The sequence below is a fragment of the Rhodococcus sp. HNM0569 genome, assembly GCF_012726205.1.
Lineage (GTDB): Bacteria > Actinomycetota > Actinomycetes > Mycobacteriales > Mycobacteriaceae > Rhodococcus_F.
Map to the genome: position 1 here is coordinate 146,664 of NZ_JAASAE010000004.1, position 23,016 is coordinate 169,679.

At 68.6% G+C, this 23,016-nt stretch carries 25 protein-coding genes; 15 read left to right on the forward strand and 10 right to left on the reverse strand.

What is annotated here, in order from left to right:
- Positions 1-64: 64 nt before the first annotated feature.
- Positions 65-526, forward strand: coding sequence for a GNAT family N-acetyltransferase (locus HCA44_RS07615; protein ID WP_346764626.1), 462 nt, complete (start codon positions 65-67; stop codon positions 524-526).
- Between the two features lie 3 nt (positions 527-529).
- Here the strand turns inward: HCA44_RS07615 and soxR are convergent, their stop codons facing one another.
- A complete protein-coding gene (soxR, locus tag HCA44_RS07620) occupies positions 530-1,018 on the reverse strand; it encodes a redox-sensitive transcriptional activator SoxR (RefSeq protein ID WP_346764627.1) in 489 nt (162 codons plus the stop codon).
- Positions 1,019-1,059: 41 nt separating this feature from the next.
- Positions 1,060-1,551: an FABP family protein gene (locus tag HCA44_RS07625; protein ID WP_169647942.1), complete on the reverse strand. Its 492-nt coding sequence runs from the start codon at positions 1,549-1,551 to the stop codon at positions 1,060-1,062.
- Between the two features lie 142 nt (positions 1,552-1,693).
- Here HCA44_RS07625 and arcA point away from each other — a divergent pair, with 142 nt between their 5' ends.
- Complete coding sequence (arcA, locus tag HCA44_RS07630) at positions 1,694-2,917, forward strand: arginine deiminase (RefSeq protein WP_169647943.1); 1,224 nt, start codon at positions 1,694-1,696, stop codon at positions 2,915-2,917.
- Between the two features lie 8 nt (positions 2,918-2,925).
- On the opposite strand, the gene arsC is transcribed toward arcA, so the two are convergent.
- Positions 2,926-3,273 (reverse strand): arsenate reductase (glutaredoxin), encoded by a 348-nt coding sequence (arsC, locus tag HCA44_RS07635; RefSeq protein WP_169647944.1) that lies wholly within the window; start codon positions 3,271-3,273, stop codon positions 2,926-2,928.
- A 146-nt stretch (positions 3,274-3,419) separates the two neighbouring features.
- Between arsC and HCA44_RS07640 the strand changes: the two genes are divergently transcribed.
- The 3 genes from HCA44_RS07640 to HCA44_RS07650 all read left to right on the forward strand — a co-directional run bounded on the left by HCA44_RS07640 (position 3,420) and on the right by HCA44_RS07650 (position 6,270).
- Positions 3,420-4,091 carry an SDR family oxidoreductase gene (locus tag HCA44_RS07640; protein ID WP_346764642.1) on the forward strand — a complete coding sequence of 224 codons (672 nt, stop codon included), beginning with the start codon at positions 3,420-3,422 and terminating at the stop codon, positions 4,089-4,091.
- A 138-nt stretch (positions 4,092-4,229) separates the two neighbouring features.
- On the forward strand, positions 4,230-4,592 hold the full coding sequence (locus tag HCA44_RS07645; RefSeq protein ID WP_169647946.1) for a GntR family transcriptional regulator: 363 nt from the start codon (positions 4,230-4,232) through the stop codon (positions 4,590-4,592).
- A gap of 97 nt (positions 4,593-4,689) precedes the next feature.
- On the forward strand, positions 4,690-6,270 hold the full coding sequence (locus HCA44_RS07650; RefSeq protein ID WP_206037878.1) for a BCCT family transporter: 1,581 nt from the start codon (positions 4,690-4,692) through the stop codon (positions 6,268-6,270).
- A gap of 640 nt (positions 6,271-6,910) precedes the next feature.
- Here HCA44_RS07650 and HCA44_RS07655 read toward each other — a convergent pair.
- Positions 6,911-8,452, reverse strand: a complete 1,542-nt coding sequence (locus HCA44_RS07655) for a phospholipid carrier-dependent glycosyltransferase (protein WP_169648097.1) — start codon at positions 8,450-8,452, stop codon at positions 6,911-6,913.
- 48 nt (positions 8,453-8,500) lie between these two features.
- On the opposite strand from HCA44_RS07655, the gene rsmI reads away from it, so the two are divergent.
- The 4 genes from rsmI (at position 8,501) to HCA44_RS07675 (ending at position 10,920) form a co-directional block, all read left to right on the forward strand.
- Positions 8,501-9,334, forward strand: coding sequence for a 16S rRNA (cytidine(1402)-2'-O)-methyltransferase (gene rsmI / locus HCA44_RS07660; RefSeq protein ID WP_169647948.1), 834 nt, complete (start codon positions 8,501-8,503; stop codon positions 9,332-9,334).
- Between the two features lie 192 nt (positions 9,335-9,526).
- On the forward strand, positions 9,527-9,718 hold the full coding sequence (locus tag HCA44_RS07665; RefSeq protein WP_169647949.1) for a ribbon-helix-helix protein, CopG family: 192 nt from the start codon (positions 9,527-9,529) through the stop codon (positions 9,716-9,718).
- On the forward strand, positions 9,715-10,077 hold the full coding sequence (locus tag HCA44_RS07670) for a VOC family protein (RefSeq protein ID WP_169647950.1): 363 nt from the start codon (positions 9,715-9,717) through the stop codon (positions 10,075-10,077). Before HCA44_RS07665 ends, HCA44_RS07670 begins: the two co-directional genes overlap by 4 nt.
- Before the next feature lie 3 nt (positions 10,078-10,080).
- Complete coding sequence (locus tag HCA44_RS07675) at positions 10,081-10,920, forward strand: class I SAM-dependent methyltransferase (RefSeq protein WP_169647951.1); 840 nt, start codon at positions 10,081-10,083, stop codon at positions 10,918-10,920.
- 111 nt (positions 10,921-11,031) lie between these two features.
- On the opposite strand, the gene metG is transcribed toward HCA44_RS07675, so the two are convergent.
- A complete protein-coding gene (gene metG / locus HCA44_RS07680; RefSeq protein ID WP_169647952.1) occupies positions 11,032-12,594 on the reverse strand; it encodes a methionine--tRNA ligase in 1,563 nt (520 codons plus the stop codon).
- A gap of 66 nt (positions 12,595-12,660) precedes the next feature.
- Entirely contained in the window at positions 12,661-13,485 is an 825-nt protein-coding gene (locus tag HCA44_RS07685) for an SDR family oxidoreductase (RefSeq protein WP_169647953.1), read from the reverse strand.
- Between the two features lie 155 nt (positions 13,486-13,640).
- Between HCA44_RS07685 and HCA44_RS07690 the strand changes: the two genes are divergently transcribed.
- Positions 13,641-14,492 (forward strand): TatD family hydrolase, encoded by an 852-nt coding sequence (locus tag HCA44_RS07690; protein ID WP_169647954.1) that lies wholly within the window; start codon positions 13,641-13,643, stop codon positions 14,490-14,492.
- 90 nt (positions 14,493-14,582) lie between these two features.
- A complete protein-coding gene (locus tag HCA44_RS07695) occupies positions 14,583-15,011 on the forward strand; it encodes a DoxX family protein (protein ID WP_169647955.1) in 429 nt (142 codons plus the stop codon).
- Positions 15,012-15,091: 80 nt separating this feature from the next.
- Here the strand turns inward: HCA44_RS07695 and HCA44_RS07700 are convergent, their stop codons facing one another.
- Positions 15,092-15,856, reverse strand: coding sequence for an amino acid ABC transporter ATP-binding protein (locus HCA44_RS07700; protein WP_169647956.1), 765 nt, complete (start codon positions 15,854-15,856; stop codon positions 15,092-15,094).
- Positions 15,853-17,229 carry an amino acid ABC transporter substrate-binding protein/permease gene (locus HCA44_RS07705; protein ID WP_169648098.1) on the reverse strand — a complete coding sequence of 459 codons (1,377 nt, stop codon included), beginning with the start codon at positions 17,227-17,229 and terminating at the stop codon, positions 15,853-15,855. Before HCA44_RS07705 ends, HCA44_RS07700 begins: the two co-directional genes overlap by 4 nt.
- 316 nt (positions 17,230-17,545) lie before the next feature.
- Between HCA44_RS07705 and HCA44_RS07710 the strand changes: the two genes are divergently transcribed.
- The 4 genes from HCA44_RS07710 to HCA44_RS07725 all read left to right on the forward strand — a co-directional run bounded on the left by HCA44_RS07710 (position 17,546) and on the right by HCA44_RS07725 (position 21,278).
- Positions 17,546-18,673 (forward strand): resuscitation-promoting factor, encoded by a 1,128-nt coding sequence (locus tag HCA44_RS07710; protein WP_169647957.1) that lies wholly within the window; start codon positions 17,546-17,548, stop codon positions 18,671-18,673.
- Positions 18,674-18,729: 56 nt separating this feature from the next.
- Positions 18,730-19,857, forward strand: coding sequence for a resuscitation-promoting factor (locus HCA44_RS07715; RefSeq protein WP_169647958.1), 1,128 nt, complete (start codon positions 18,730-18,732; stop codon positions 19,855-19,857).
- A 118-nt stretch (positions 19,858-19,975) separates the two neighbouring features.
- Complete coding sequence (gene rsmA / locus HCA44_RS07720; protein WP_206037880.1) at positions 19,976-20,830, forward strand: 16S rRNA (adenine(1518)-N(6)/adenine(1519)-N(6))-dimethyltransferase RsmA; 855 nt, start codon at positions 19,976-19,978, stop codon at positions 20,828-20,830.
- A 244-nt stretch (positions 20,831-21,074) separates the two neighbouring features.
- The gene (locus HCA44_RS07725; protein ID WP_169647960.1) at positions 21,075-21,278 is read left to right on the forward strand and encodes a cold-shock protein; all 204 of its coding nucleotides are present in this window, start codon (positions 21,075-21,077) and stop codon (positions 21,276-21,278) included.
- Positions 21,279-21,415: 137 nt separating this feature from the next.
- Here HCA44_RS07725 and HCA44_RS07730 read toward each other — a convergent pair whose 3' ends face one another.
- Positions 21,416-21,829, reverse strand: a complete 414-nt coding sequence (locus HCA44_RS07730) for a hypothetical protein (protein ID WP_169647961.1) — start codon at positions 21,827-21,829, stop codon at positions 21,416-21,418.
- A gap of 156 nt (positions 21,830-21,985) precedes the next feature.
- Entirely contained in the window at positions 21,986-22,948 is a 963-nt protein-coding gene (locus HCA44_RS07735; RefSeq protein WP_169647962.1) for a YafY family protein, read from the reverse strand.
- Between the last annotated feature and the right edge of the window lie 68 nt (positions 22,949-23,016).

Genomic DNA, 23,016 nt, shown 5'->3' on the forward strand with positions numbered 1-23,016 from the left:
CGCTCGAGGCTCGTCGTGGGATCGCTCGGTGATGGCTCGCTCGGTGATGGCTACTGTCGACGCCGTGTCCGACGTGTTGCCGCCCGATGCCGACCCGCCCGTGCTCCGCCGCGCCCCGCTCGACCGGATAGCGCCCGCGACGCTCTACCGCATCCTGGCGCTGCGCAACGACGTGTTCGTCCACGAGCAGCGCATCGTCGACGAACGCGAGCTCGACGACCTCGATCTCGAACCCACCACGACGCTGTACTGGGCCGAACGCGACGGCGCCGTGCTCGCGACGCTGCGGGTGCTCGCGTCCCCCGGCGACGTCGTGCACATCGGCCGGGTCGCGACCGCACGCGCGGCGCGCGGGCGGGGCGTCGCGGGTGCGCTGCTCACCGCGGCGCTCGAGGACGTCGACGGGCCCGTCGAGATCTCGGCGCAGGCCTACCTGGAGCGCTGGTACGGCAGGTTCGGTTTCCGCACCACCGGGCCCGGGTACCTCGAGGCGGGCATTGACCACGTCCCGATGCGGCGCGACTGACGCTCAGTCGCCCTCGGGGGCTCGGAGCGCGACGTCGAGCGTGCGGGCGCCGGGACCGTCATCGCCCATACGGTCGTGCGAATTGACGATCGCGCACGTCGCGAGCGAGAGGCACCCGCACCCGATGCACCCGGTCAGATCGTCGCGCAGCCGGACCAGCTGCTCGATGCGGCGGTCGAGCTCGCCCTGCCACCGCTGGGACAACACCTCCCAGTCGCGTCGCGTGGGCGTGCGGCCCTCCGGCAGGGTCGCGAGGGCCTCGCGGATGGCGGCAAGCGGAATACCTACTCGCTGAGCTATTTTCACGAATGCAACGCGCCGCAGCATGTCGCGACGGTAGCGCCGCTGGTTGCCGCTCGTGCGTCTGCTCGAGATGAGGCCCTCGCGTTCGTAGAAGTGCAGCGCCGACACCGCGACACCGCTGCGCTGCGCCAGCTGGCCCGGCGTGAGTTCCTTCGCGCGCCACTGCACGTGCTGTCCCTGCGCCTCCACGGCCGGCACCTCCGGATCTCGAGTGGACGTCGAGGTCGAGGCTACGCACCCTCGGCAGGCGGCGCCGTCTCCCGATGAAGTTCGGCATGCAGATGGTGGGTCGTCGGGGTGTCGGCGTGCGACATCCACAGGTCGTAGACGAGGGTGTCGCCCTCGACGGCCCAGCGGCGGTGCACCGAATGCACGGGCTTGGCGTCGGGCGAGCGGTCCGTCGCGATCTCTGTGAAATCGACGGCGCCGGCCCCCACCTCGCCGCGGTGGATCTCGACGTAGCCGGTCGGCTGTGCGAGCAGCAGTTCGATCGTCTCACCCGCGACGCGAAGGTATCCGCATTCGGTGTGCCGCGGTTCGCCGGTGCCGGCGTCGCGGGTGCGTGACCGGTACTCCAGAAACGGTTTCGGACCCTGCAGCAACTCGACGACTTCGACGTATTCGAACGGGTCGATCGTCGGGTAGTGGCCGCTGCCCTTGCCGCGCCACGTGCCTTCGAAGGCCGCGAGCGCGGCCGGAAGAGGGGGTGTCGTGTCGGTCATGGCGGCCTCTCGTCGTCGCGGGTACGCGTCTCCTACGCTCTCTCGCGCGTTCCACGCTATACGCGGGCAGCTGTCGGCCGGTACCGCGCAGGGTTGCCGCGCACCGCCACCGTCGACCGCGCCGACGCTCTACCGTGGGTGCATGGACGTGGGATCCGGTTCGGCACTGGGCGTCGACACCGAGGTGGGGCCGTTGCGGGCGGTGCTGTTGCACCGTCCGGGCGACGAGCTGCGGCGGCTCACACCGCGCAACTCCGACCAGCTGCTGTTCGACGGTCTGCCGTGGGTGGACCGCGCGCAGGAGGAGCACGACGCGTTCGCCGAGCTGTTGCGTTCGCGCGGTGTCGAAGTGCTGTTGCTGTCGGACGTGCTCAGCGAGGCGCTCACGGCGAGCGGCGCGGCCCGCATGCAGGGCATCGGTGCGGCGGTCGACCCCCGGCGGATCGGGCACGCGCTCGCCCTCGAGCTCGCCGGGCACCTGCGCACCCTGCCCGCACCCGAGCTCGCGGCGCTGCTCACGGCGGGAATGACGTTCGACGAGCTGCCCGTCGACGCGAGCTCGTCGTCGCTCGTGCGCCGCATGCACCACGGCAGCGACTTCGTGATCGACCCGCTGCCGAACCTCATGTTCACGCGGGACTCGTCGGTGTGGATCGGGCCGCGCGTCGCGATCACCTCGCTCGCGATGCCCGCGCGGGTGCGCGAGACGTCGCTCACGGATCTGATCTATGCGCACCATCCGCGTTTTCGCGGCACCCGGCGCGCGTACGAGTCGCGCACGGCGCCGGTCGAGGGAGGCGACGTCCTGCTGCTCGCGCGCGGCGTGCTCGCGATCGGGGTGGGGGAGCGCACCACCCCCGCGGGTGCGGAGGCCCTCGCGCGCAGCGTGTTCGAGGACGGCCTCGCGCACACCGTGCTCGTCGTCCCGATCGAACAGCAACGCGCCACGATGCATCTCGACACGGTCTGCACGATGGTCGACGTCGACGCCGTCGTGATGTACGAGGCGGTCCGGGACTCGCTGTCCGCGTTCACGATCCGCAAGACCGACGACGGCGTCTCGATCTCGGGTGCGCAGCCCTTCGTCGAGGCGGCGGCGGACGCGATGGGGATCGAGAAGCTGCGGGTCATCGACACCGGCCTCGATTCCGTCACCGCCGAACGCGAACAGTGGGACGACGGCAACAACACCCTCGCGCTCGCACCGGGAGTCGTCGTCGGATACGAGCGGAACGTCGAAACGAATGCGCGGCTGGAGGAATCGGGCATCGAAGTCCTCCGCATCGCGGGCTCGGAACTCGGGTCGGGTCGCGGCGGGCCACGATGCATGTCCTGCCCGATCGCCCGCGCCCCGATCCCCGAATGACCGTCCGGTCAGAGCACCGCGTCGATGCGGTCGGCAGGTCGTGCGAGCACCGTGCCCTTGTCGGTGACCACGATCGGGCGTTCGATCAGAATCGGGTGGGCGGCCATCGCGTCGAGCAGCTCGTCGTCGGATGCGTCGGCGAGTCCGAGCTCGCGGAAGACCGCCTCCTTCTTGCGGATCGCCTGGCTCGGGGCGAGACCGGCCGCGTCGAGCAGGGCCGCGAGTTCGTCGCGCGTCGGCGGTGTCTCGAGGTATTTCACGATCGTCGGTTCGATGCCTGCGTCGCGCAGCGCCGCGAGCGCCGTGCGCGAGGTGTTGCAGCGGGGGTTGTGGTAGATCGTCGCGGTTCGGGACATGCGTCGATTCTGCGGGTCCGTGTGCACCGGCGCCAGAGCGGGTATGACGGAGGGAGACGATCCCCGGTATCGAAGGAGCTGTTATGCCCGCACAGTCCGGTCCCGACAACACCGACGCCGACGTTCAGGGCGCACCCGATCAGGAGATCCTCGCGCGGCGCGTCGTGATCGCCGGTGGTCACGGCAAGATCGCGCGCCAGCTGATCAAGCAGCTCACCGCGCGCGGCGACCGCGCGGTCGCCCTCATCCGCAATCCTGCGCAGGAAAGTGAGATCACCGCGTTCGGTGCGATGCCGGTCGTCGTCGACCTCGAAAGCGCGTCGATCGACGACGTCGCGGCCATCCTGAACGACGCGGACGCCGTCGTGTTCGCCGCGGGTGCCGGGCCGGGCAGCGGCGTCGCACGCAAGGACACCGTCGATCGCGGAGCATCGGTACTCATGGCGGCGGCGGCCGAGAAGGCGGGCGTGCGCAGGTTCGTCCAGATCAGCTCCTTCGGTGCGGGCGAGCCCGTCCCCGAAGGCACCGAGGAGGTCTTCGCGGCGTACCTCGTCGCGAAGACCAAGGCCGAGGAGGATCTGCGGGCACGCACCTATCTCGACTGGACGATCGTGCGACCCGGTGGTCTCACCGACGACGATCCCACCGGCTTCGTCACGCTCTCCGAGCCACCGCTCGAGCGCGGCACGGTGCCCCGCGGGGACGTCGCGACGGTCGTCGAACTGCTGCTCGGTGCCGAGAGCTCGTACGGCAAGACGTTGATGCTCACGTCCGGGCCGACGCCCGCCGTCGACGCGGTGGAGGCGATCGGCCGCTGACCTCACCGTGCGCGCTTTCGGCGTACCTGGACTCGCGAAGTGCTCACGAGGGGTGACCCCACCGCACGCGAGAGCTGGTTGAATATTGGATTCGTCCGTACCAGTTTTCGCCCGCGAAACGAACGAGGTGATGAGCGTTTGCGCATCGACATCGATCCCAGCTCGAGTGTGGCCCCGTACGACCAGTTGAAGTTGCACATCCTCGGCGAAGTGCGCAGCGGCCGGTTGATCGCAGGGACGAAGATCCCGACCGTGCGGGCGTTGGCCGCGGAGATCGGGCTCGCGCCCAACACGGTCGCGAAAGCCTATCGTGAGCTGGGCGAATCCGGTGTCATCGAGACCCGCGGCAAACGCGGCACGTTCATCGCCGACGGCGGCGACCCCACTCGTACACGCGCGCAACGGCAGGCCACCGACTATGTTGCCCACCTGCGTTCGCTCGGGCTGCCCGACGACGACATCCTCGGTTTCGTGCGTGCGGCGCTCGACACGCCGACGTGACGCGCAGATGATGACGGCTTTGTGACGACGACCGGGCTTTTTCTTCCTGACGCCTGCCGATATGAGAACGTGAGTTCTTGTGGCAACTGAAACCAGACTGTCAGGGCCGATAAGGCGGCGGACGGGAGTCGAGACGGATACGGCCGTATTCTCGGTCGCTGCTGTGGCCGTCCTCGCGATCGTGGTGTGGGGCCTGGTGGCTCCGGAGAATCTCGAGTCGACCACGACTTCGATCCTGGACTACATCGTCACCGACTGGGGCTGGCTGTTCGTGCTGTCCGCCACCGGATTCGTGTTCTTCGCGATCTGGCTGGCGCTCAGCAAGTACGGGAAGATCCCGCTCGGGAAGGACGGCGACCGTCCCGAATTCCGCACCGTGAGCTGGATCGCGATGATGTTCAGCGCCGGCATGGGCATCGGCCTCATGTTCTTCGGCGTCGCGGAACCGCTCGGGCACTTCGCGTCACCTCCGCCCGGCACCGACGGCGGCGTCGGAACCGCAATGGCCACCACCATGTTCCACTGGACCCTGCACCCGTGGGCGATGTATGCGGTGGTGGGGCTCGCGATCGCGTACGGCACCTACCGCCGCGGCCGCAAACAGCTGTTCAGCTCGGCGTTCCTGCCGTTGCTCGGCCGCCGCGCGGAGGGGCCGATCGGCAAGGTGATCGACATCCTCGCGATCTTCGCGACGCTGTTCGGCACCGCCGCCTCGCTGGGTCTCGGTGCGCTGCAGATCGGCTCGGGCTTCCATGTGGTCGGCTGGATGGACCACATGAGCACGATGCTGCTCGTCACGATCGTCGCGCTGCTGACCGCGGCCTTCGTCGCCTCGGCGGTGTCGGGTGTCGCAAAGGGCATCCAATGGCTCTCGAACATCAACATGGTGCTCGCGCTGATCCTTGCGGTATTCGTCTTCGTCGTCGGGCCGACGGTGTTCATCCTCAATCTGCTGCCCACGTCGCTCGGAAGCTACTTCGCGGAACTGCCCGAGATGGCCGCGCGCACCGCGGCGTCGACCGACACCGCCACCGCCGACTGGCTGTCGTCGTGGACGATCTTCTACTGGGCATGGTGGATTTCGTGGACCCCCTTCGTCGGGCTGTTCCTGGCGCGGATCAGCCGCGGGCGCACGATCCGCGAGTTCGTCGTCGGCGTGATGCTGGTCCCGAGCCTCGTGAGCCTGGTGTGGTTCGCGATCTTCGGCGGTGCCGGCATTCGAGAACAGGAAGAGGGCGTCGCCGACCTTGCGTCGGAGGCCACCGAGGAGGCACAGCTGTTCGGGATGCTCGATCACCTGCCGCTCGCCGGGGTGACGACCGTCCTGGTGATGATGCTGGTGGGGATCTTCTTCGTCTCGGGCGCCGACGCGGCGTCGATGGTGATGGGTGGTCTGTCGCAACGCGGCACCCTCGAGCCGTCGAGATGGATCGTGATCTTCTGGGGTGTGCTCACCGGTGGCGTCGCGGCGCTCATCCTGTGGACGGGCGGCGACACCGCACTCGACGGCCTGCAGACGATGACGATCATCGCGGCGTCGCCGTTCGTGATCGTGATGATCGGCTTGTGTTTCTCGCTGTACAAGGATCTGGCGAACGACCCGATGGTCGTCGCGCTCGCCCACGAGCGCAGTCAGGTCACCGCGCGTGCACGCAGGAGAGTCCGCTTCCGGCGCTGAGCCACCGCACCGAGGAAGTCGACGAGGCCCCGGCTCCGGGACGACGTGAGGTCGCCCCGGAGCCGGGGCCTTCGTCCGGTGCGGCCCCTCGGCAACACCACAGCGCGGTAGACGATCGCTCGGCGACGACGGTGCCGATCAGGCGCAGCCGTGTATCGCTCGGGCTCCTCGTGTCGTGGGCATGGTGGGTGTACCTCGGTGTCGCACTGCCGCTCACCTGTTTCTGGTGGAAGCGGCGTCGTCGCAGTCGATATGCGGTTCTGTTCGGCTCGGGCTGCGCATTGCTGGTAGTCCTGGCGTCGGCCATGATCGGCTGGGCACTCTGTGCGACCATCTCGGTCCCGGTCGACAGTGTCGGGCCCCGAAGGGTTGTCTGCGGATCCGTCATCGGTCCGGTGCCCGCAGGCGAACTGGAAGTCACGATCGCCGGATCGGACGCGCCCGTCGTGCTGTTTCGCCCGATTCCGCAGAGTGAGTTGGAGCGCGTGTGTTCGAACCGGCTCCACTATCGCGGCAGTCGCGCAGCAGGACTGGCGTCGACAGGTCTGCTGGTTGCAGTGCGGGCTACCGGTCACTTCGTTGCCCCGCGGCAAACCTCCACCGATGGCCGGATCACGGCCCAGCCATCGTCGGACACTCCCTAACGCCAGCTGGGCAGCCACAACTCGCGCTGCCACATCTCGGGAGAGATCGGCATCGCCGTGAGGATCGGCCACAGCCACACGAAGTTGGCGACGACGAGACCGACGTACAGACACACCGCGAGCAGGCCCGTCGTGCGGCGCTCGTAGGTGGCCGACGCCTTGCCGAGGATGTCGCCCAGCACGAGCGCGAGACCCATCACGAGGAAGGGTGCGAGCGCGACTGCGTAGAAGTAGTACATCTGGCGGTCGAGGGTGACGAACCACGGCAGGAGCGCCGCACCGTATCCGGTGAGCACGGCGCCGTAGCGCCAGTTGCGGCGCACGAGCGCCTGCCACAGAGCCCACGCGAGCATCGGCAACGCGAGCCACCACATCGCGGGCGTGCCGACGAGCATGACCGCTTTGACGCAGCTCGCGGCTCCGCAGCCGCTGACCGAGTCGCCGTCGGCGAAGTAGTACAGCATCGGCCGCAGACCCATCGGCCATGTCCACGGCTTCGACTCCCACGGATGATGGTTGCCCGCCGAATTGGTGAGCCCCGAGTGGAACTCGAGTACGTTCGCGTTGTAGTACCACAGCGATCGCAGCCCGTCGGGCACGAACGACCACGGGCCACCCGACCCGACGTCGGTGCCCACCGCGTGCCGGTCGACGGTGACCTCGCCCGCGAACCACGCGCGATAGGTCCACAGGTACACGACGAGCGGGATCGCGACGAGCGCGTACAGCGCGGGACCGATGTCGCGCACGAGCGCGCCCACCCACGGCCTGCGCACCCCGTATGCGCGGCGCGCGGCGACGTCGAAGGCGACGCACATCAGCCCGAAGAACGCGATGAAGTACGCGCCGGACCACTTGGTGCCGCACGCGAGCCCGAGCATCAGCCCCGCACCGAACCGCCACCAGCGCACGCCGAGCCGGGGTCCGAAGTCGGTGAGCCCGATACGGCCGTCGTGATACACGCGGGCCATGCGTTCGCGTACCTGGTCGCGGTCGACGATCAGACAGCCGAATGCGGCGACCGTGAACAGCGCGAGGAAGATGTCGAGCATCCCGATGCGCGACGACACGAAGGTGACGCCGTCGGCGATCAGCAGGATGCCTGCGAGCGCGCCGAGCAGCGTGGACCGGGTGAGCCTGCGCACGATGCGCACGACCAGCAACACCAGAATCGTGCCTGCCACCGCGGCGCTGAACCGCCAGCCCCAGCCGTTGTATCCGAACAGTGCCTCGCCGAGCGCGATCATCTGTTTGCCGACCGGTGGATGCACCACGAGGCCGTACGCGGGGTTGTCCTCGACGCCGCCACCTGTGAGCACCTGCCACGCCTGCGGTGCATAGTGCTTCTCGTCGAACACCGGGGTGCCCGCGTCGGTGGGGTAGCCGAGCATCACGAAGCGCGTGACGGCGGCGACGGCCGTGACGACGAGCGTGACGATCCAGCCGCGTGCGCGGTCGAGCGGTCCGAAGTCGTCCGGCGGAACCCGGGGCCCCGGTGACGCTGTGCGCGACCCGTCGGTCGGCTCGTCGGTCAGCATCGTCACGTGGCAATCGTAGGGCGTCGGCCCGACCGTAGGCTGTGGGGCATGGCTGGACGACTCGTGCTCGCGGCAACTCCGATGGGCGAGGTGGACGACGCGTCGCCGCGGTTGCGCGCCGCGCTCGGGAGCGCCGACGTCGTCGCCGCCGAGGACACGCGCCGCACGAAGGCGCTCGCGTCGGCGCTGGGCGTCACGATCACCGGCAGAGTGGTGAGCTTCTACGATCAGGTCGAGACGTCCCGCGCGCCCGGGCTCGTCGCCGACGTCGCGGCGGGCCGCACCGTCCTGCTCGTCACCGACGCGGGCATGCCGTCGGTCAGCGACCCCGGCTACCGGCTCGTCGCGGCGTGCGTCGCCGAGGATCTTCCGGTCACCTGCCTCCCCGGCCCGTCGGCCGTCACGACCGCACTCGCGCTGTCGGCACTGCCGGTCGAACGGTTCTGCTTCGACGGTTTCCCGCCGCGCAAGTCCGGTCCGCGGAAGGCGTGGCTGGAGACGCTGCGCACCGAAGCGCGTGCGTGCGTGTTCTTCGAGGCGCCGCATCGCCTCGACGCGTGTCTCGCGGATGCTGTCGAGGTACTCGGCCCCGAGCGGCGCGCGGCCGTGTGCCGCGAACTGACCAAGACCTACGAAGAAGTGCGCCGCGGCACCCTGGGCGAGCTTGCCGAGTGGGCAGCCGAAGGCGTGCGCGGCGAGATCACCGTCGTTCTCGAAGGCGCGACCGTCCGGGCCGCCGACCCGGACGACCTCGTGGCCGACGTCGAACGCCTCGTCGGCGAGGGGGCGCGGCTCAAGGACGCATGCGCGCTCGTCGCCACCGACGGTGTGTCGAAAAGGGAACTTTACGAAGCGGTTCTCGCAGCGCGGCGCGAGAGCTGACCGCCGCAACTCGGGGCGCCGTCACGGCAGTGCGCACATCGTCGTACCTCGACACGGCCACGGCCCAGCCTTGGGTCAACCCCATCCGGCTTGTCGCTGGCAACGCGCCGACGTAGATCGGTGCATTGTCGTCGCAACCGCGGATATCGTATCTGCAGCAAACTAGATTGCTAGCATGATAGCCTCGGTGTCATGGGTAGCGGTGAAGTCAAACAATTCAACGTGTACCTGCCGGTCGAGCTGATCAAGCGAGTCAAGCACCACGCAGTCGAATCCGAGTCGTCGCTGAGCGCAATCGTGGCTGATGCGCTCAGCGCGCATCTGCACTGGGTGGAAAGCCGGGAAACACGGACAGAGAAGCAAACAGGAGAGGAGCTGACATGACCGAGGGTATCGAGGCTGTGTTCTTGGAGACACGCAACTGGGGGAAGTCGGCCCGCTTCTTCCAGCGATTGGGCTACGAGATCGAATTCGAGACCGACCACAGCTCCGGCCAGTTGCGCAGCCAGTCCGGTCCGCCCCTGTTCATCGCGGAGATCCCCCCGGACCGTGATCCGACCCTCCAGCTCGTCCTGGGCGTGCCCGACGCCGACGCGGCCGAGGGCCGCCTCCGAGAACTAGGCGCCGACGGCCCATTCGAGGAGACGCATTTCGGCACCAGGATGACGACGATACGTGACCCCGACGGGCGGGTCTGGGGACTTCAGGCTCCGATGCCCGACGACCGGCGGGACGGAGACTGACTCATGTGCAGTGGAGCTGATTCGACGGCGGTTCGCACCGCGATGTGGCGGGCACTGCACGTACTCATCGACGAGCCGCCACATGTGCTGGACGACACGATTGGGGTGCAGATCGCGGGCATCGATGGCGATGACTGGCAGCAACGTCCCGATATGGACCCCGAACGTACGAGATCCAACCGGTCCTCGATCGTTGCCCGGGCGCGCGCTACGGAAGATGTTGTGACGGACCGTGGCGCGCAACAATACGTGGTCCTGGGGGCAGGCCTGGACACCTTCGCGCAGCGCGATGAGGGACGTGTGCGCGTGTTCGAGGTCGATGCGCCTGCCACCCAGGCCTGGAAGCGTCAGCGGCTGGACGCGCTTGGACTGTTGGCGCCGGAGCGATTGCGCCTGGTTCCGGTCGACTTCGAGGCCGGAGAGTCATGGCTCGACAAGGCAGTGTCCGCGGGCCTGGACCCGGCGATACCGACGGTCGTGTCGATGCTCGGCGTGACGATGTACCTCACGCGTGAGGCGATCACGGAAACGCTACGTGCGGCGGCTTCACTCGCTGCCGGCTCGGTGATGGTTTTCAGCTACTCACGCCCGATCGAGATGGCACCGTTGGAGATTCGTCCGATCCTGGAGGGAGCCGCTGAAGGGGCCGCTGCATCCGGACATCCCTGGCTGAGCTTGCTGGCGCCCGATGAGGCGATCAGCCTTGCGCGTGACGCTGGTTTCGCCGACGTGCAAGTCGTGACCTCGTCCGACCTGCACAACCGGTACTTTGCCAACCGTCATGATCGCCTCAGCCCTTTCGGTGGCGAAGACCTCGTGGTCGCTACCACTGGCGGGGAATGATTCGCCCACCGGATTATCGGTGGATCGTCGGTCGGCATCTGCCGATCGGACGGCGGGTACTGTCCTCGGCTGCATAGGTTTTCGAGGCCCGCCGGAACGCATCGCCTCGCGTCAGTCTTCGGTCGGCTCGACGTAGCGCGGGAAGACGCCCGACGGCTTCGGCAGCTCGGTGCCGGGCACGATGCGCGTGCCGAGGTCCGCGAACTGCCGGGCCTCGTCGCCCTGCCCGAGCAACGTGAGCAGCTTGGCCGCGGCGTCCGGCATGACCGGCTGCACCAGGATCGACACGATGCGCACGACCTCGAGGGTCACGTACAGGACGGTCTCCATGCGCGCCGGGTCGGTCTTGCGCAGTACCCACGGTTCCTGTGCCGAGAAGTACCGGTTGGTCTCGCCGAGCACCGACCACATCGCCTCGAGGGCGAGATGCAGCGCCTGCACGTCCATGTGCGCGCGGACGGTGTCGACGAGCGCGTCGGCCTGCACGAGCAGCGCCTCGTCGGCACCGCTGAGTGGACCGGGAATCGGCACCGCGCCGTTGCAGTTCTTGGCGACCATCGACAGCGACCGCTGCGCGAGGTTGCCCAGTTCGTTCGCGAGATCGGCGTTGATGCGCGTGACGATCGCGTCGTGGCTGTAGCTGCCGTCCTGGCCGTACGAGATCTCGCGCAACAGGAAGAAACGCACCGCGTCGAGGCCGTACTGCTCGACCATCGCGATCGGGTCGACGATGTTGCCGACCGACTTCGACATCTTCTCGCCCTTGTTGTAGAGGAACCCGTGCACGAAGACGCGCTCGGGCAACTCGATGCCCGCCGACATCAGGAATGCCGGCCAGTACACGGTGTGGAAACGCGTGATGTCCTTGCCGATGATGTGCAGGTTCGCGGGCCAGAACTCCTGGAACTGCTCCGAATCGGTGTTCGGGAATCCGACACCGGTGAGGTAGTTGGTGAGCGCGTCGACCCACACGTACATGACGTGTGCGGGATCGTCGGGCACCTCGACACCCCAGTCGAAGGTGGTGCGCGAGATCGACAGGTCCTTGAGGCCGCCCTTGACGAAGCTCACGACCTCGTTGCGCCGGGTGGTGGGCGCGATGAACTCCGGCCGGTTCTCGTACAAGTCGAGCAGCGCGTCCTGGTACTTCGAGAGCCGGAAGAAGTAGGTGGACTCCTCGGTCCACTCGACGGGCGTGCCCGTCTCGGTCGCGATACGCGTGCCGTCCTCGTGGACGGTGGTCTCGGCCTCGGCGTAGAACGCCTCGTCGCGCACCGAGTACCAGCCCGAGTAGGTGTCGAGATAGATGTCGCCGGCATCGACCATGCGCTTCCAGATGGCCTTGCTCGCCTCGACGTGATCGGCGTCAGTGGTGCGGATGAACCGGTCGTACGAGATGCCGAGCACCTTGTCGAGCGCCTGGAACGCATCCGAGTTGCGCGCCGCGAGCTGCTCGACCGGCACACCTTCCTTGGCCGCCGTCTGCTGCATCTTCAGGCCGTGCTCGTCCGTGCCGGTCAGGAAGAACACGTCGTGACCGTCGAGCCTCTTGAAGCGCGCGATCGCATCGGCGGAGATGTACTCGTACGCGTGGCCGATGTGCGGTGCGCCGTTCGGGTAGGCGATGGCCGTCGTGACGTAGAACGGGGGCCGAGTGGGATGCGCGTCAGTCATGGTGGGACCACTCTATCCGCGCAGCGTGCTCGTCGGCCGTGACGGTCCGGTAATCGACGGGTCGGGTCAGTTCTCGTCGGCCACGGTGCGCGCCTCGTAGCTGCTGCGTGCGGAGTGGTCGGCGGCACGCACCTGGTTCGGCACCATGCGCCGCAGCACCCGATCGCGCAGCGGCCCGGGTAGCACGTTCACCCACCGCACGGCAGGACCGACGTACGACGGCACCGTCGCCTCGAACCGGGGCCGGCGCACGACGTCGACGACCGCCTTCGCGACGTCGGCAGGTTGCAGCAGCTTCACGCCGCCGGGCGACGTGCCCGCGGCGAGTTCGGTGTCGACGACCGTCGGCATCACGACCGACAGTTCGACGCCGGTGCCGCGCAGTTCCTCCCGTACTCCGGCGAGATAGCCGTAGATGCCGTGCTTGGTCGCGGCGTACGTCGATTCGCCCGGTGGCGACAGCTTCGACGCCGTCGACGCCACCGTCACGATGTGACCGCGTCCTCGCGCCCGCATGGCGGGTGCCGCGAGCCGCACGCCCCGGATGGGCCCGTGCAGGTTGACGTCGAGTTGGCGTCGCGTCGCGACTTCGGGTTCGTCGTCGAAGGCCCCGACCCACATGACCCCCGCATTGTTGACGAGCACGTCGAGCGGGCCGAGGCGCTGCTCCGTCTCGGCGAGGAAGCGCGTGAACGACGCCGTGTCGGTGACGTCGAGATCGAGCCCGACAACCCGTTCGCCCAAGCTCGCGGCGGCGTCGCGGGCGCCGTCACGGTCGCCGATCGCGACGCGGGCCCCGGCCGCGGCCAGCGCGCGGGCGATCTCGAAGCCGATACCGCGGGCGCCGCCGGTCACCGCGACGACCTGTCCCGCGAGCGTGGGAACCGCCATGGACGTACCTCGCTCCCGATCGGTGGTGGGGCCGCTCAGTGTGGCACAGTCCACACGCCGGAAGGCCGGGCGCCTGCTGCGCTTCGTCTCGGCACGGGCCGATCGGCTCATGAGCCCTGAGAGCATGGGCGCATGAGCGCTGAAAGAATGGGCGCATGAGTGCCACGCGACCTGCTCCCGATCTGCCCGATCCGCTCCCACCGTTGATCGACGCGCACACGCATCTCGACGCGTGCGGCGGCACCGACGCGGAGTCCGTCGCGGCGATCGTCGATCGTGCCGCGAGCGTCGGTGTCGGCCGCGTCGTCACCGTCGCCGACGACCTCGACGCCGCGCGCGCGGCCGTCGCGGCGGCGCACTGGGACGGCCGCGTGTACGCCGCGGCCGCGATCCATCCGACGCGGGCGGACACTCTCGACGTCGCGACGAAGCAGGAGATCGAGCGGCTCGCGAGCGACGAGCGCACCGTTGCGGTGGGGGAGACTGGCCTCGACTGGTACTGGCCCGGCAAGCTCGAGGGCTGCGCCGAACGGGACGCCCAGATCGAAGGCTTTCGTTGGCACATCGACCTCGCCAAGCGGCTCGGCAAACCGCTCATGATCCACAATCGCGAGGCCGACGACGACGTGTTGCGCGTGCTGCGCGAGGAAGGCGCGCCGGAAACCGTGATCTTCCACTGTTTTTCGTCCGGCCCGGACACCGCCCGCGCGTGTCTCGACGCCGGCTACGTGCTGAGCTTCGCCGGCACCGTGAGCTTCCGCAATGCGAAGGCGCTGCGCGAGGCCGCGCCGCTCGTGCCGTCGGACCGGTTCCTGCTCGAGACCGACGCGCCCTTCCTCACGCCGCACCCCTTCCGCGGCGCGCCGAACGAGCCGTACTGCCTGCCCTACACGGCGCGCGCCTTCGCCGAACTGCGTGGCGAGGATCCGCACGAGGTCGCTCGGTGTGCGACCGCCAATGCCGAGCGGGTGTACCGACTCGCGGCCGGAGGCGCCCGCCCCGAGTAAGTAAGTTGAAGTCTCAACTTACCGTCTCGTATCGTGAGGTGTGGCCGTGGCGTGACCCGCGCCGGCCGCACCGCGACGAAAGGCACCCACATGACGACAACGGCACAGAACCGCAGCGCGGTACAGAGCGTGGGCATTCTGCTTGCGCGCATCGGCATCGGAGTCGTCTTCCTGGCCCACGGTCTGCAGAAGCTCCGCGTGTGGGGGCAGGACGGCACGGCGGCGGCGTTCGAAGGGATGGGTGTGCCCGCGCCGTCGGTCAGTGCGTTCCTGGCGACGTGGCTCGAGATCGTCGGCGGCGCCGCCTTGATCCTCGGTGTGCTGGTCCCGGTCGTCGGCGCGCTGTTCGTGCTCGACATGATCGGCGCATTCCTCTACGCGCACGCCGACAGCGGAATCTGGATCGCGGACGGAGGATACGAGTTGGTACTCGCGCTCGGTGCGGGCTCGCTGCTGCTCGCGTCCGTCGGTGCGGGTGCATTCAGCGTCGACGCGTTGCTGCGTCGCATCCGTTCCTGACCCCGCTGCGTTCCTGACCCCGCTGTGTTCCTGAACCCGCTGCGTTCGGGGCGCCGGCACGTTCGGCGCAGCAAGGCGGGTCAGAGCACCCGAGACAGGAAGTCCTGCGTCCGCTTCTGCTGCGGATGCTCGAAAATCTGTTCCGGCGTGCCTTCTTCGACGATGTAACCGTCGGCCATGAACAGCACGCGATCGGATACCTCGCGTGCGAAGCCCATCTCGTGGGTCACGACCACCATCGTCATGCCTGCCCGGGCGAGGTCGCGCAGCACCGCGAGGACGTCGCCCACCACCTCGGGATCGAGTGCGCTGGTGGCCTCGTCGAACAGCATGATGTCGGGCTTCATCGCGAGCGCCCGGGCGATCGCGACTCGCTGTTTCTGCCCGCCGGACAGGTTGTCGGGTTTCGCGTCGGCCTTGTCGGCCAGGCCCACCTGCGTGAGCTGCTCGAGAGCGCGTTCGCGGGCCTCCGCCTTGCTCGCGGTCTTGGTGAGCACCGGCGCGAGCATGACGTTCTCGAGCGCCGTCATGTGCGGGAACAGGTTGAAGTGCTGGAAGACCATGCCGATGTGCCTGCGCACCTTGTCGATGTCGATCTTCGGGTCGCTGACGTCGAAGCCGTCGACGATCACCCGCCCGTCGGTGATGTCCTCGAGTCGGTTGAGGCACCGCAGGAACGTGCTCTTGCCCGAACCCGACGGGCCGATGACGCACACGACCTCGCCGGTGTGGATCTCGGCGTCGATCGACCGGAGCACGACGTTGTCGCCGAACGCCTTCTTCAGTCCCGTGACCGAGACCTTGACCTTCGCGGGGGACGCGGGTGGGACGGTCGCCTGCGTCATGCGTTGATCCTCTTCTCGAGTCGGTTCGACACCCAGGTGAGCGCCATGATGATCACGAAGTACATCACCGCGATGATCAGCCACATGTTGAAGGACTGGAAGTTGCGCGCGATGATGATGCGCCCGGTCTGGGTGAGTTCGGCGAGGCCGATCACCGACAGGATGGACGTGTCCTTGAGCGTGATGACGAACTGGTTGATATACGACGGGATCATCGTGCGGATCGCCTGCGGCATGACCACCTTGCGCATCGACTTCAGGTAACCGATGCCGAGGCTGCGCGCCGCTTCCATCTGACCCTTGTCGACGGATTGGATGCCGCCGCGCACGATCTCGGTCATGTAGGCGCCGGCGTTGAGCGACAGCGTGATGATGCCCGCCGTGAACGCGGACATCTGGAAGTGCAGCGCAGCGGGGATGCCGAAGTAGATGAAGAAGGCCTGCACGAGCAGTGGGGTGCCGCGGAAGACCGCGACGTACACGCTGCCGATGCCGCGGAGCACCACATTGCGGGACACCCGGAACAGGCCGAACACCGCGCCGATCACGAGTGCGATCGCGATGCCCACGACCGAGAGCACGAGCGTGAGCCACAGGCCTTTCAGCAGTTGTGGATACGTGCTCTTGATCAGCCCGGGAATCGAGTTGTCCGACGACGCCGCGCCCTCGCCGAGATACGAGTCGATGATCTCGTCGTAGCGTCCGCTGTCGCGCACGTTCTGCAGGCCGTCGTTGAACATCTGCAGCAGTTCGGGATTGCGCCCCTTGTTGACGGCGAACCCGTAGTCGTTGCCCGCTTCCTTCTCGGTGACGGTCTTCAGGCCGTTCCCCTGAGTGATGCCGTAGGCGAGGACGGGATAGTCGTCGAACACCGCGACCGAGTTGCCGGTGCGGACCTCGTCGTACATGCTCGCCGAATCGGCGAAATAGACTGTCTCGAAGCCGTACTGCGCCTTGATCGATTCGGCGAACGCAGCGCCCTCGGTGCCGTTCTTGACCGCGACGCGTCGGCCGCGCAGGTCGTCGTAGGACGTGATGTCGTCGTTGTCGGCGAGCACCGCCATCTGCACGCCGGACTGGAAGTAGGGGTCGGAGAAGTCGAAGACGTTCTTGCGCTCGTCGGTGATCGACATGCCCGCGATGACGCCGTCGGCCTGATCGGCTTGCACCGCTTGCAGTGCCGCGTCGAAGCCGACCGGCTGGATCTGCACCGAGAAGCCCTGGTCCTCGGCGATCGCGTGCAGCAGGTCGATGTCGATGCCGACGAAGTTGCCGGAGCCGTCCTGGAATTCGAAAGGCGCGAAAGTCACGTCGGTGGCGATGGTGTACGTGCGGCCGGGTTGCGCCGACGCCGTCGCCGGGGTGAAGAGCATCGCCAGGACGCCGAGCACCGCGGCGAGTGCCGCCCACCGCGTCGTCCCTGTCGGCGCCTGTCCTGATCGGCCTGCCAAGTCGTGACCTCCGCCCAGTGTCCGGCACCCCCGTTCGCGGGGTGGTGTGCAGTTCGGAATCTACTTCGCAGTGGTGCACCCGTGGGGCCGATCGCGCCGGATCTCCAGGGCCGCACGTTCGTATGGTCGAGACGGGGCATGTGGGAACGAAAGTGCTGGTCAGAGGCATGAAGTTGCCATAATATCGCCAGTTCGTTACCGTGCCGTGATCAATTGTCCGTCAGCCCTGGGATCCACTGTGTCACCTCTTGCCAAGCTCAATGCGTCACGATCGCCGCTGCTCGTCGCGGTCGTCGCCGCCGTCCTCGCCACCCTCGTGGTCGGCTCACTGCTCGCCGTGTCGCGGCACAAGACCGTCACGCTCGACGTCGACGGCGAGCGCATCTCGCTCGGCACGATGGCCACCGACGTCCGAGGCGCACTCGACGCAGGCGGGTTCACGGTCGACGAGCGCGACGCGGTCGCCCCCGCGGCCGACAGCCGCATCGACGACGGCGACGAGATCGTGCTGCGCCGGGCGCGCGAGGTGTCGCTGTCGGTCGACGGCGCACAGCAGTCGCTGTGGACCACGGCACTCACGGTCGACGAGGCGCTGAAACAGTTCCAGCTCGCGGGCGACACCTTCGTATCGGCTTCGCGGTCCGAACGTCTTCCGCTCGAAGGCGCGTCGCTCGACGTCGCGACGCCGAAGAACGTCAAGATCGCCGACGGTGGCGCCCCGCTCGCCGACGTGCGCGTCGCCGCGCTCACCGTGGGCGACCTGCTGTCCGTGCAGGGCGCGCCGCTCGAGCAGGCCGACAGCGTGACGCCCGCCGCCGACACCCCGGTCACCGACGGCCTCGAGGTGCACGTGACCCGGGACCGCACCGAGACGCGGACCGAGACCCTCCCGATCGACCCGCCGCGCACGCACGTCGACGACCCGAACGTCGACGAGGGCGACACGGTCGTCGAGAACCCGGGCGTGCCCGGCGAGCGCAAGGTCGATGTGCGCGTCAAGACGGTCAACGGCGTCGAGGCCGAGCGCGCCGAACTCGCGTCCGAGACGCTGCGTGAGCCCGCCGCCGCGGTCGTGCGCGTCGGCACCAAGCCCAAGCCCGTCGTGCCGGTGTCGGCCCGTGCCTCCACGTGGGACGCGCTCGCGCAGTGCGAGGCCACCGGCAACTGGGCCGCCAACACCGGCAACGGTTTCTACGGCGGCCTCCAGTTCACGCAGCAGACCTGGGCTGGCTACGGCGGCACGCAGTACGCCGCGCGCCCCGACATGGCGACCCGCGAGCAGCAGATCGCGATCGCGGAGAAGGTCCAGGCCGGCCAGGGCTGGGGCGCATGGCCGTCGTGCACCAGCAAGCTCGGCCTGCGCTGACCCCGGAAACCGCCGAGCCGCGCGCTCGCTGAGAACAGACCCGACGAAAGGCCCGCATGTCCCCGTTCGCCCGGATCAACCACAGTCGTTCGCCGTTGCTGTACGGCGTGATCGCCGCACTGCTCGCGACGTTGATCCTCGGCGCCGGGATCGCCGTCGCGCAGCACAAGACCGTGACTGTCGACGTCGACGGCGACGTGCGGTCGATGGGCACGATGTCGGGCACGGTGGCCGACGTGCTCGACGACGCCGGCTACCCGGTGGGGGAGCGCGACGCCGTCGCACCGTCGGCCGACGCGTCGGTGTCGGACGGCGACACCGTCGTACTGCGCCGTGCGCGCGAGGTGTCGCTCACGGTCGACGGCAGGCAGCAGTCGTTGTGGACCACGGCGCTCACGGTCGACGACGCGCTCGCGCAGTTCCGCCTCGCGGGCGACGTGCACGTGTCGGCGTCGCGCGGCGAGCGCCTTCCCCTCGACGGCGCGTCGCTCGACGTCGTGACGCCCGTGTCGGTACGCCTCGTCGACGGCGACGCCGCGCCGGTGGACGTGCATCTCGCTGCCCCCACGATCGGCGATCTCGTCGCCGCGACGGGTGCCCCGCTCGAACAGCGCGACCGCACGGTCCCCGCGGCGGACGCGCGACCCGCGGACGGGCAGACCGTCGTCGTCACCCGCGACCGCACCGAGCGCCGCGTCGAGACGCTGCCGCTCGAACCGCCCGAGCAGCGCATCGAAGATCCCGAGCTCAACCAGAGCCGCACCGTCGTCGAGCACACCGGCACGCCCGGCACTCGCAAGGTCACGTTCGACGTCGACGTGGTCGACGGCAGCGAGGCCCGCCGCACCGAGACGGCGAGTGAGGTGCTCGAGCCCGCCCAGCCGAAGATCGTGCGGGTCGGCGCGAAGCCCGGCACCGAGGTGCCGCCGGTCGCGAACGGTGCGACCTGGGACGCGCTCGCGCAGTGCGAGGCGGGCGGCAACTGGGCGATCAACACCGGCAACGGCTTCTACGGGGGCGTGCAGTTCGATCAGAACACGTGGGAGCGTCAGGGCGGCACGAAGTACGCACCGCGCGCCGATCTCGCGACCCGCGAGGAACAGATCGCGGTCGCGTCGCGCACCCAGCAGACGCAGGGCTGGGGCGCGTGGCCGTCGTGCTCGGGCCGACTAGGTTTGGGCTGACCGGCCGGTACGTTAAGTTCGTCCCGTGTCCGACCCCGAAAGCTCTTCTTTCCGCGACTCCGAGAATCGCGAGCCCCGTGACCCGCAGCCCGACGCGGCTGCGCGTGGCCGCGCCGCGCTGCTCGGCCCGGCCGAGGTGCGTGCGCTCGCGGAAGAGTTCGGAGTCCGGCCCACCAAGACCCTCGGCCAGAATTTCGTGCACGACGCCAACACGGTGCGCCGCATCGTCGCCGCGGCCGGGGTCGGCCCGCGCGACACGGTGCTCGAGGTCGGGCCAGGTCTCGGATCCCTCACGCTCGCACTGCTCGACGTCGTCGATCGTGTCGTCGTGGTGGAGATCGACCCGAAGCTCGCTGCGCGGCTGCCCGCGACGGTCGCCGAGCGCGCCCCTGGGCTCGCCGACCGGCTGACGGTCGTCGGCGCGGACGCGATGCGCGTGAGCGCGGCCGAGATCGCGGGCGAACCGACCGCCCTCGTGGCGAACCTGCCGTACAACGTGGCGGTGCCGGTGCTGTTGCATCTGTTCGCGGAACTGCCCAGCCTGCGCACCGCGCTGGTGATGGTCCAGGCCGAGGTCGCCGACCGGCTCGCGGCCGAGCCCGGTTCGAAGGTGTACGGCGTGCCGAGCGCGAAGGCGCGGTTCTTCGGCAGCGTGCGCCGGGCCGGCGCGGTGGGTCGCAACGTCTTCTGGCCCGTGCCGCGCGTCGAGTCGGGGCTCGTCCGCATCGACGCGTACGAGGACCCGCCGTGGCCCACCGACGCCGAGCATCGTCGTCGCGTCTTCGCGGTCATCGACGCGGCATTCGCGCAGCGCCGCAAGACTTTACGTGCGGCTCTCGCCGGCTGGGCGGGCTCGGCGGCCGAGGCGGAGCGGCGGCTGCGTGCCGCGGACGTCGACCCGCAGGCGCGCGGCGAGCAGTTGCCGATCGACGCATTCGTGCGGCTCGCCGCGGTGCCGCCTGCCCCGGTGTGACCGGCATCGCGCAGGGTCGACGCTCGCTCCCCGTCGCGGGATGTGCCATACTGGTTGCGGTCGTAAGTTTTGTGTTTGTGCCAGTCCACGCTCGCAAATCGATAGTGCGAGCGTTCGGACATCCTCCTGGAGTCCCATTCCTTCGGAATGTTCATTCCGCGGAAGTGAATCGACGTCTCGTTCGGACGACCCTCGTAGGCGCCCGACCGGTCGCCTACCCGCAACATGCCAGAGAGGTAAGAACATGGCAGAAGGCACCGTGAAGTGGTTCAACTCCGAGAAGGGGTTCGGCTTCATCGCTCCCGACGACGGTAGCTCCGACGTCTTCGTCCACTACTCCGAGATCCAGAGCAACGGCTTCCGTACGCTCGAGGAGAACCAGCGCGTCGCGTTCGAGATCGGCCAGGGCCAGAAGGGTCCGCAGGCCACCGGCGTCACCACGCTCTGATCCTGCTTCGGAGTTCGCCCCGAATCATCCTCGCGCGGCAGAAATTCCGTTTCCCCGCGTGAGTGACTGTGTGCAGAACCGAACGCGCCCAGAACATTACGTTCTGGGCGCGTTCGTCGTTCGTGTGAGTGCCGCTGTCAGCGTGTGCGGCGCAGTCCCACGGCCTGGTACGCGAGGTTCATCGCGCACACGATCCACAACTGCACGGCGATCCGGTGATCCGGCCCGACGAAGGCGGCCACCGCGCTGCACCCGAGGGTGAGCGCGACCAGAACCGTGGCTGCCGTGACGCCCCTCGGCGAGCACGGCCGCGACAACGACAGTGCGGTGTTCACGACGCCCCACGCCGCCGCGGCTACCGCGACGACCACGATCATCCATTCGGTGGAGAACGCCGCGGGCCACGTCCAGCCTTCGCTGCCGTCTTCCCACGCGCACGTGAAGGCCAGCGAGAAGCCCATCATCGCGGTCGTGGCGGTCGACAGCGCGACGTGCGCGGCGACGACGGTCGTGGACGGTCTCGCATCCCGTGCGGCGACGCCGTGACGCACGGGCGCCGTCTGCTCGACAGGTGCTGCCGCGTGTTCGAAAGGTCCTGATTCGATTGCTGGTAGTCGTTCCCCGACGTTCACTGTGATGTTGTTCCCCGACGTTCGTGTCCTGCTCGTTATGCGCGATACCCCAGGTATGAGACACCTGTCGAGCGGTCAGGCGCAACCGTATCGACGGGCGACGGTGAGGGCGTGGTCGCGCAGGATCCGGCATTCGTCGCGCAGTGCAGCCGGCTCCTCGACGGTGAAGTCGAGGTCGAACGCGGAGAGCCAACGTGCGATCGACGCGAGCGAACTGCCGTGCAACACCACCGAACAGCGGCCGTCGGGCAGGCCCTCGAGGGCGCACCACTCGTCGCTCACTCTCGGCGCGACGACCTCGAGTGGGGCATGCAGTGTCACCCGCGCCGACGCCTGCCCGAATACTCGGCTGACGCCGCGCGCGACGAATGCCGCCGCGCCGCCGTCGGGCAGCGGGCGTGGCGCGAACCGGGGGCCCGTCGGAATCTTCGGCGTGAGGCGGTCGACGCGGAAGGAGCGCCAGTCGTCGCGGTCGAGGTCCCAGGCCACGAGGTACCACCGGGTGCCGGACCGGACGACGCGATGGGGCTCGACCTCGCGGCGCGCTCGTTCCCCGTCGTGCGTCACGTAGTCGAAGCGAAGCCGCTCGTGCGCGTGGCACACCGCGGCGACGGCCGACAGTACGCCGGCGTCGACCGAACTGGACTGAACGCGACGGTCGACTTCCACGTCGAGGCTCGCGAGCCGGTGCCGCAGCCGCGACGGCATCACCTGGCGCAGCTTCGCGAGTGCGCGGGCGGGTGCGTCGTCGAGGCCCGACACGGCGAGGGCGCCCGACTGCAGGCCCAGCGCGACGGCGACCACCTCGTCGTCCTCGAGCAACAGGGGAGGCATCTGCGCGCCCGCACCGAGCCGGTACCCGCCGCCGACGCCGACGGTCGCCTCGACCGGGTAACCGAGCGAGCGCAGCTTGTCGACGTCGCGGCGCACGGTGCGGGTGGTGATGTCGAGGCGCTCCGCGAGATCCCGGCCGGACCACTCGGCGCGCACCTGCAGCAGCGACAGCAGCCGCAACAGTCGCGCAGACGTTTCCCGCATGCGCTCACTATGCCGGACAATGCGGTCGAATCGTGTCCGCTATCACCTGTCGACCAGGGGCGGGGGTC

Bases quoted from the DNA above. Each gene is read 5' to 3' on its own strand.
- HCA44_RS07625 (WP_169647942.1), bottom strand. From the start codon at position 1,551: ATGACCGACACGACACCCCCTCTTCCGGCCGCGCTCGCGGCCTTCGAA.
- arcA (WP_169647943.1), top strand. From the start codon at position 1,694: ATGGACGTGGGATCCGGTTCGGCACTGGGCGTCGACACCGAGGTGGGG.
- arsC (WP_169647944.1), bottom strand. From the start codon at position 3,273: ATGTCCCGAACCGCGACGATCTACCACAACCCCCGCTGCAACACCTCG.
- HCA44_RS07655 (WP_169648097.1), bottom strand. From the start codon at position 8,452: ATGCTGACCGACGAGCCGACCGACGGGTCGCGCACAGCGTCACCGGGG.
- rsmI (WP_169647948.1), top strand. From the start codon at position 8,501: ATGGCTGGACGACTCGTGCTCGCGGCAACTCCGATGGGCGAGGTGGAC.
- HCA44_RS07665 (WP_169647949.1), top strand. From the start codon at position 9,527: ATGGGTAGCGGTGAAGTCAAACAATTCAACGTGTACCTGCCGGTCGAG.
- HCA44_RS07670 (WP_169647950.1), top strand. From the start codon at position 9,715: ATGACCGAGGGTATCGAGGCTGTGTTCTTGGAGACACGCAACTGGGGG.
- HCA44_RS07675 (WP_169647951.1), top strand. From the start codon at position 10,081: ATGTGCAGTGGAGCTGATTCGACGGCGGTTCGCACCGCGATGTGGCGG.
- metG (WP_169647952.1), bottom strand. From the start codon at position 12,594: ATGACTGACGCGCATCCCACTCGGCCCCCGTTCTACGTCACGACGGCC.
- HCA44_RS07685 (WP_169647953.1), bottom strand. From the start codon at position 13,485: ATGGCGGTTCCCACGCTCGCGGGACAGGTCGTCGCGGTGACCGGCGGC.
- HCA44_RS07690 (WP_169647954.1), top strand. From the start codon at position 13,641: ATGAGTGCCACGCGACCTGCTCCCGATCTGCCCGATCCGCTCCCACCG.
- HCA44_RS07695 (WP_169647955.1), top strand. From the start codon at position 14,583: ATGACGACAACGGCACAGAACCGCAGCGCGGTACAGAGCGTGGGCATT.
- HCA44_RS07700 (WP_169647956.1), bottom strand. From the start codon at position 15,856: ATGACGCAGGCGACCGTCCCACCCGCGTCCCCCGCGAAGGTCAAGGTC.
- HCA44_RS07705 (WP_169648098.1), bottom strand. From the start codon at position 17,229: ATGCTCTTCACCCCGGCGACGGCGTCGGCGCAACCCGGCCGCACGTAC.
- HCA44_RS07715 (WP_169647958.1), top strand. From the start codon at position 18,730: ATGTCCCCGTTCGCCCGGATCAACCACAGTCGTTCGCCGTTGCTGTAC.
- HCA44_RS07725 (WP_169647960.1), top strand. From the start codon at position 21,075: ATGGCAGAAGGCACCGTGAAGTGGTTCAACTCCGAGAAGGGGTTCGGC.
- HCA44_RS07735 (WP_169647962.1), bottom strand. From the start codon at position 22,948: ATGCGGGAAACGTCTGCGCGACTGTTGCGGCTGCTGTCGCTGCTGCAG.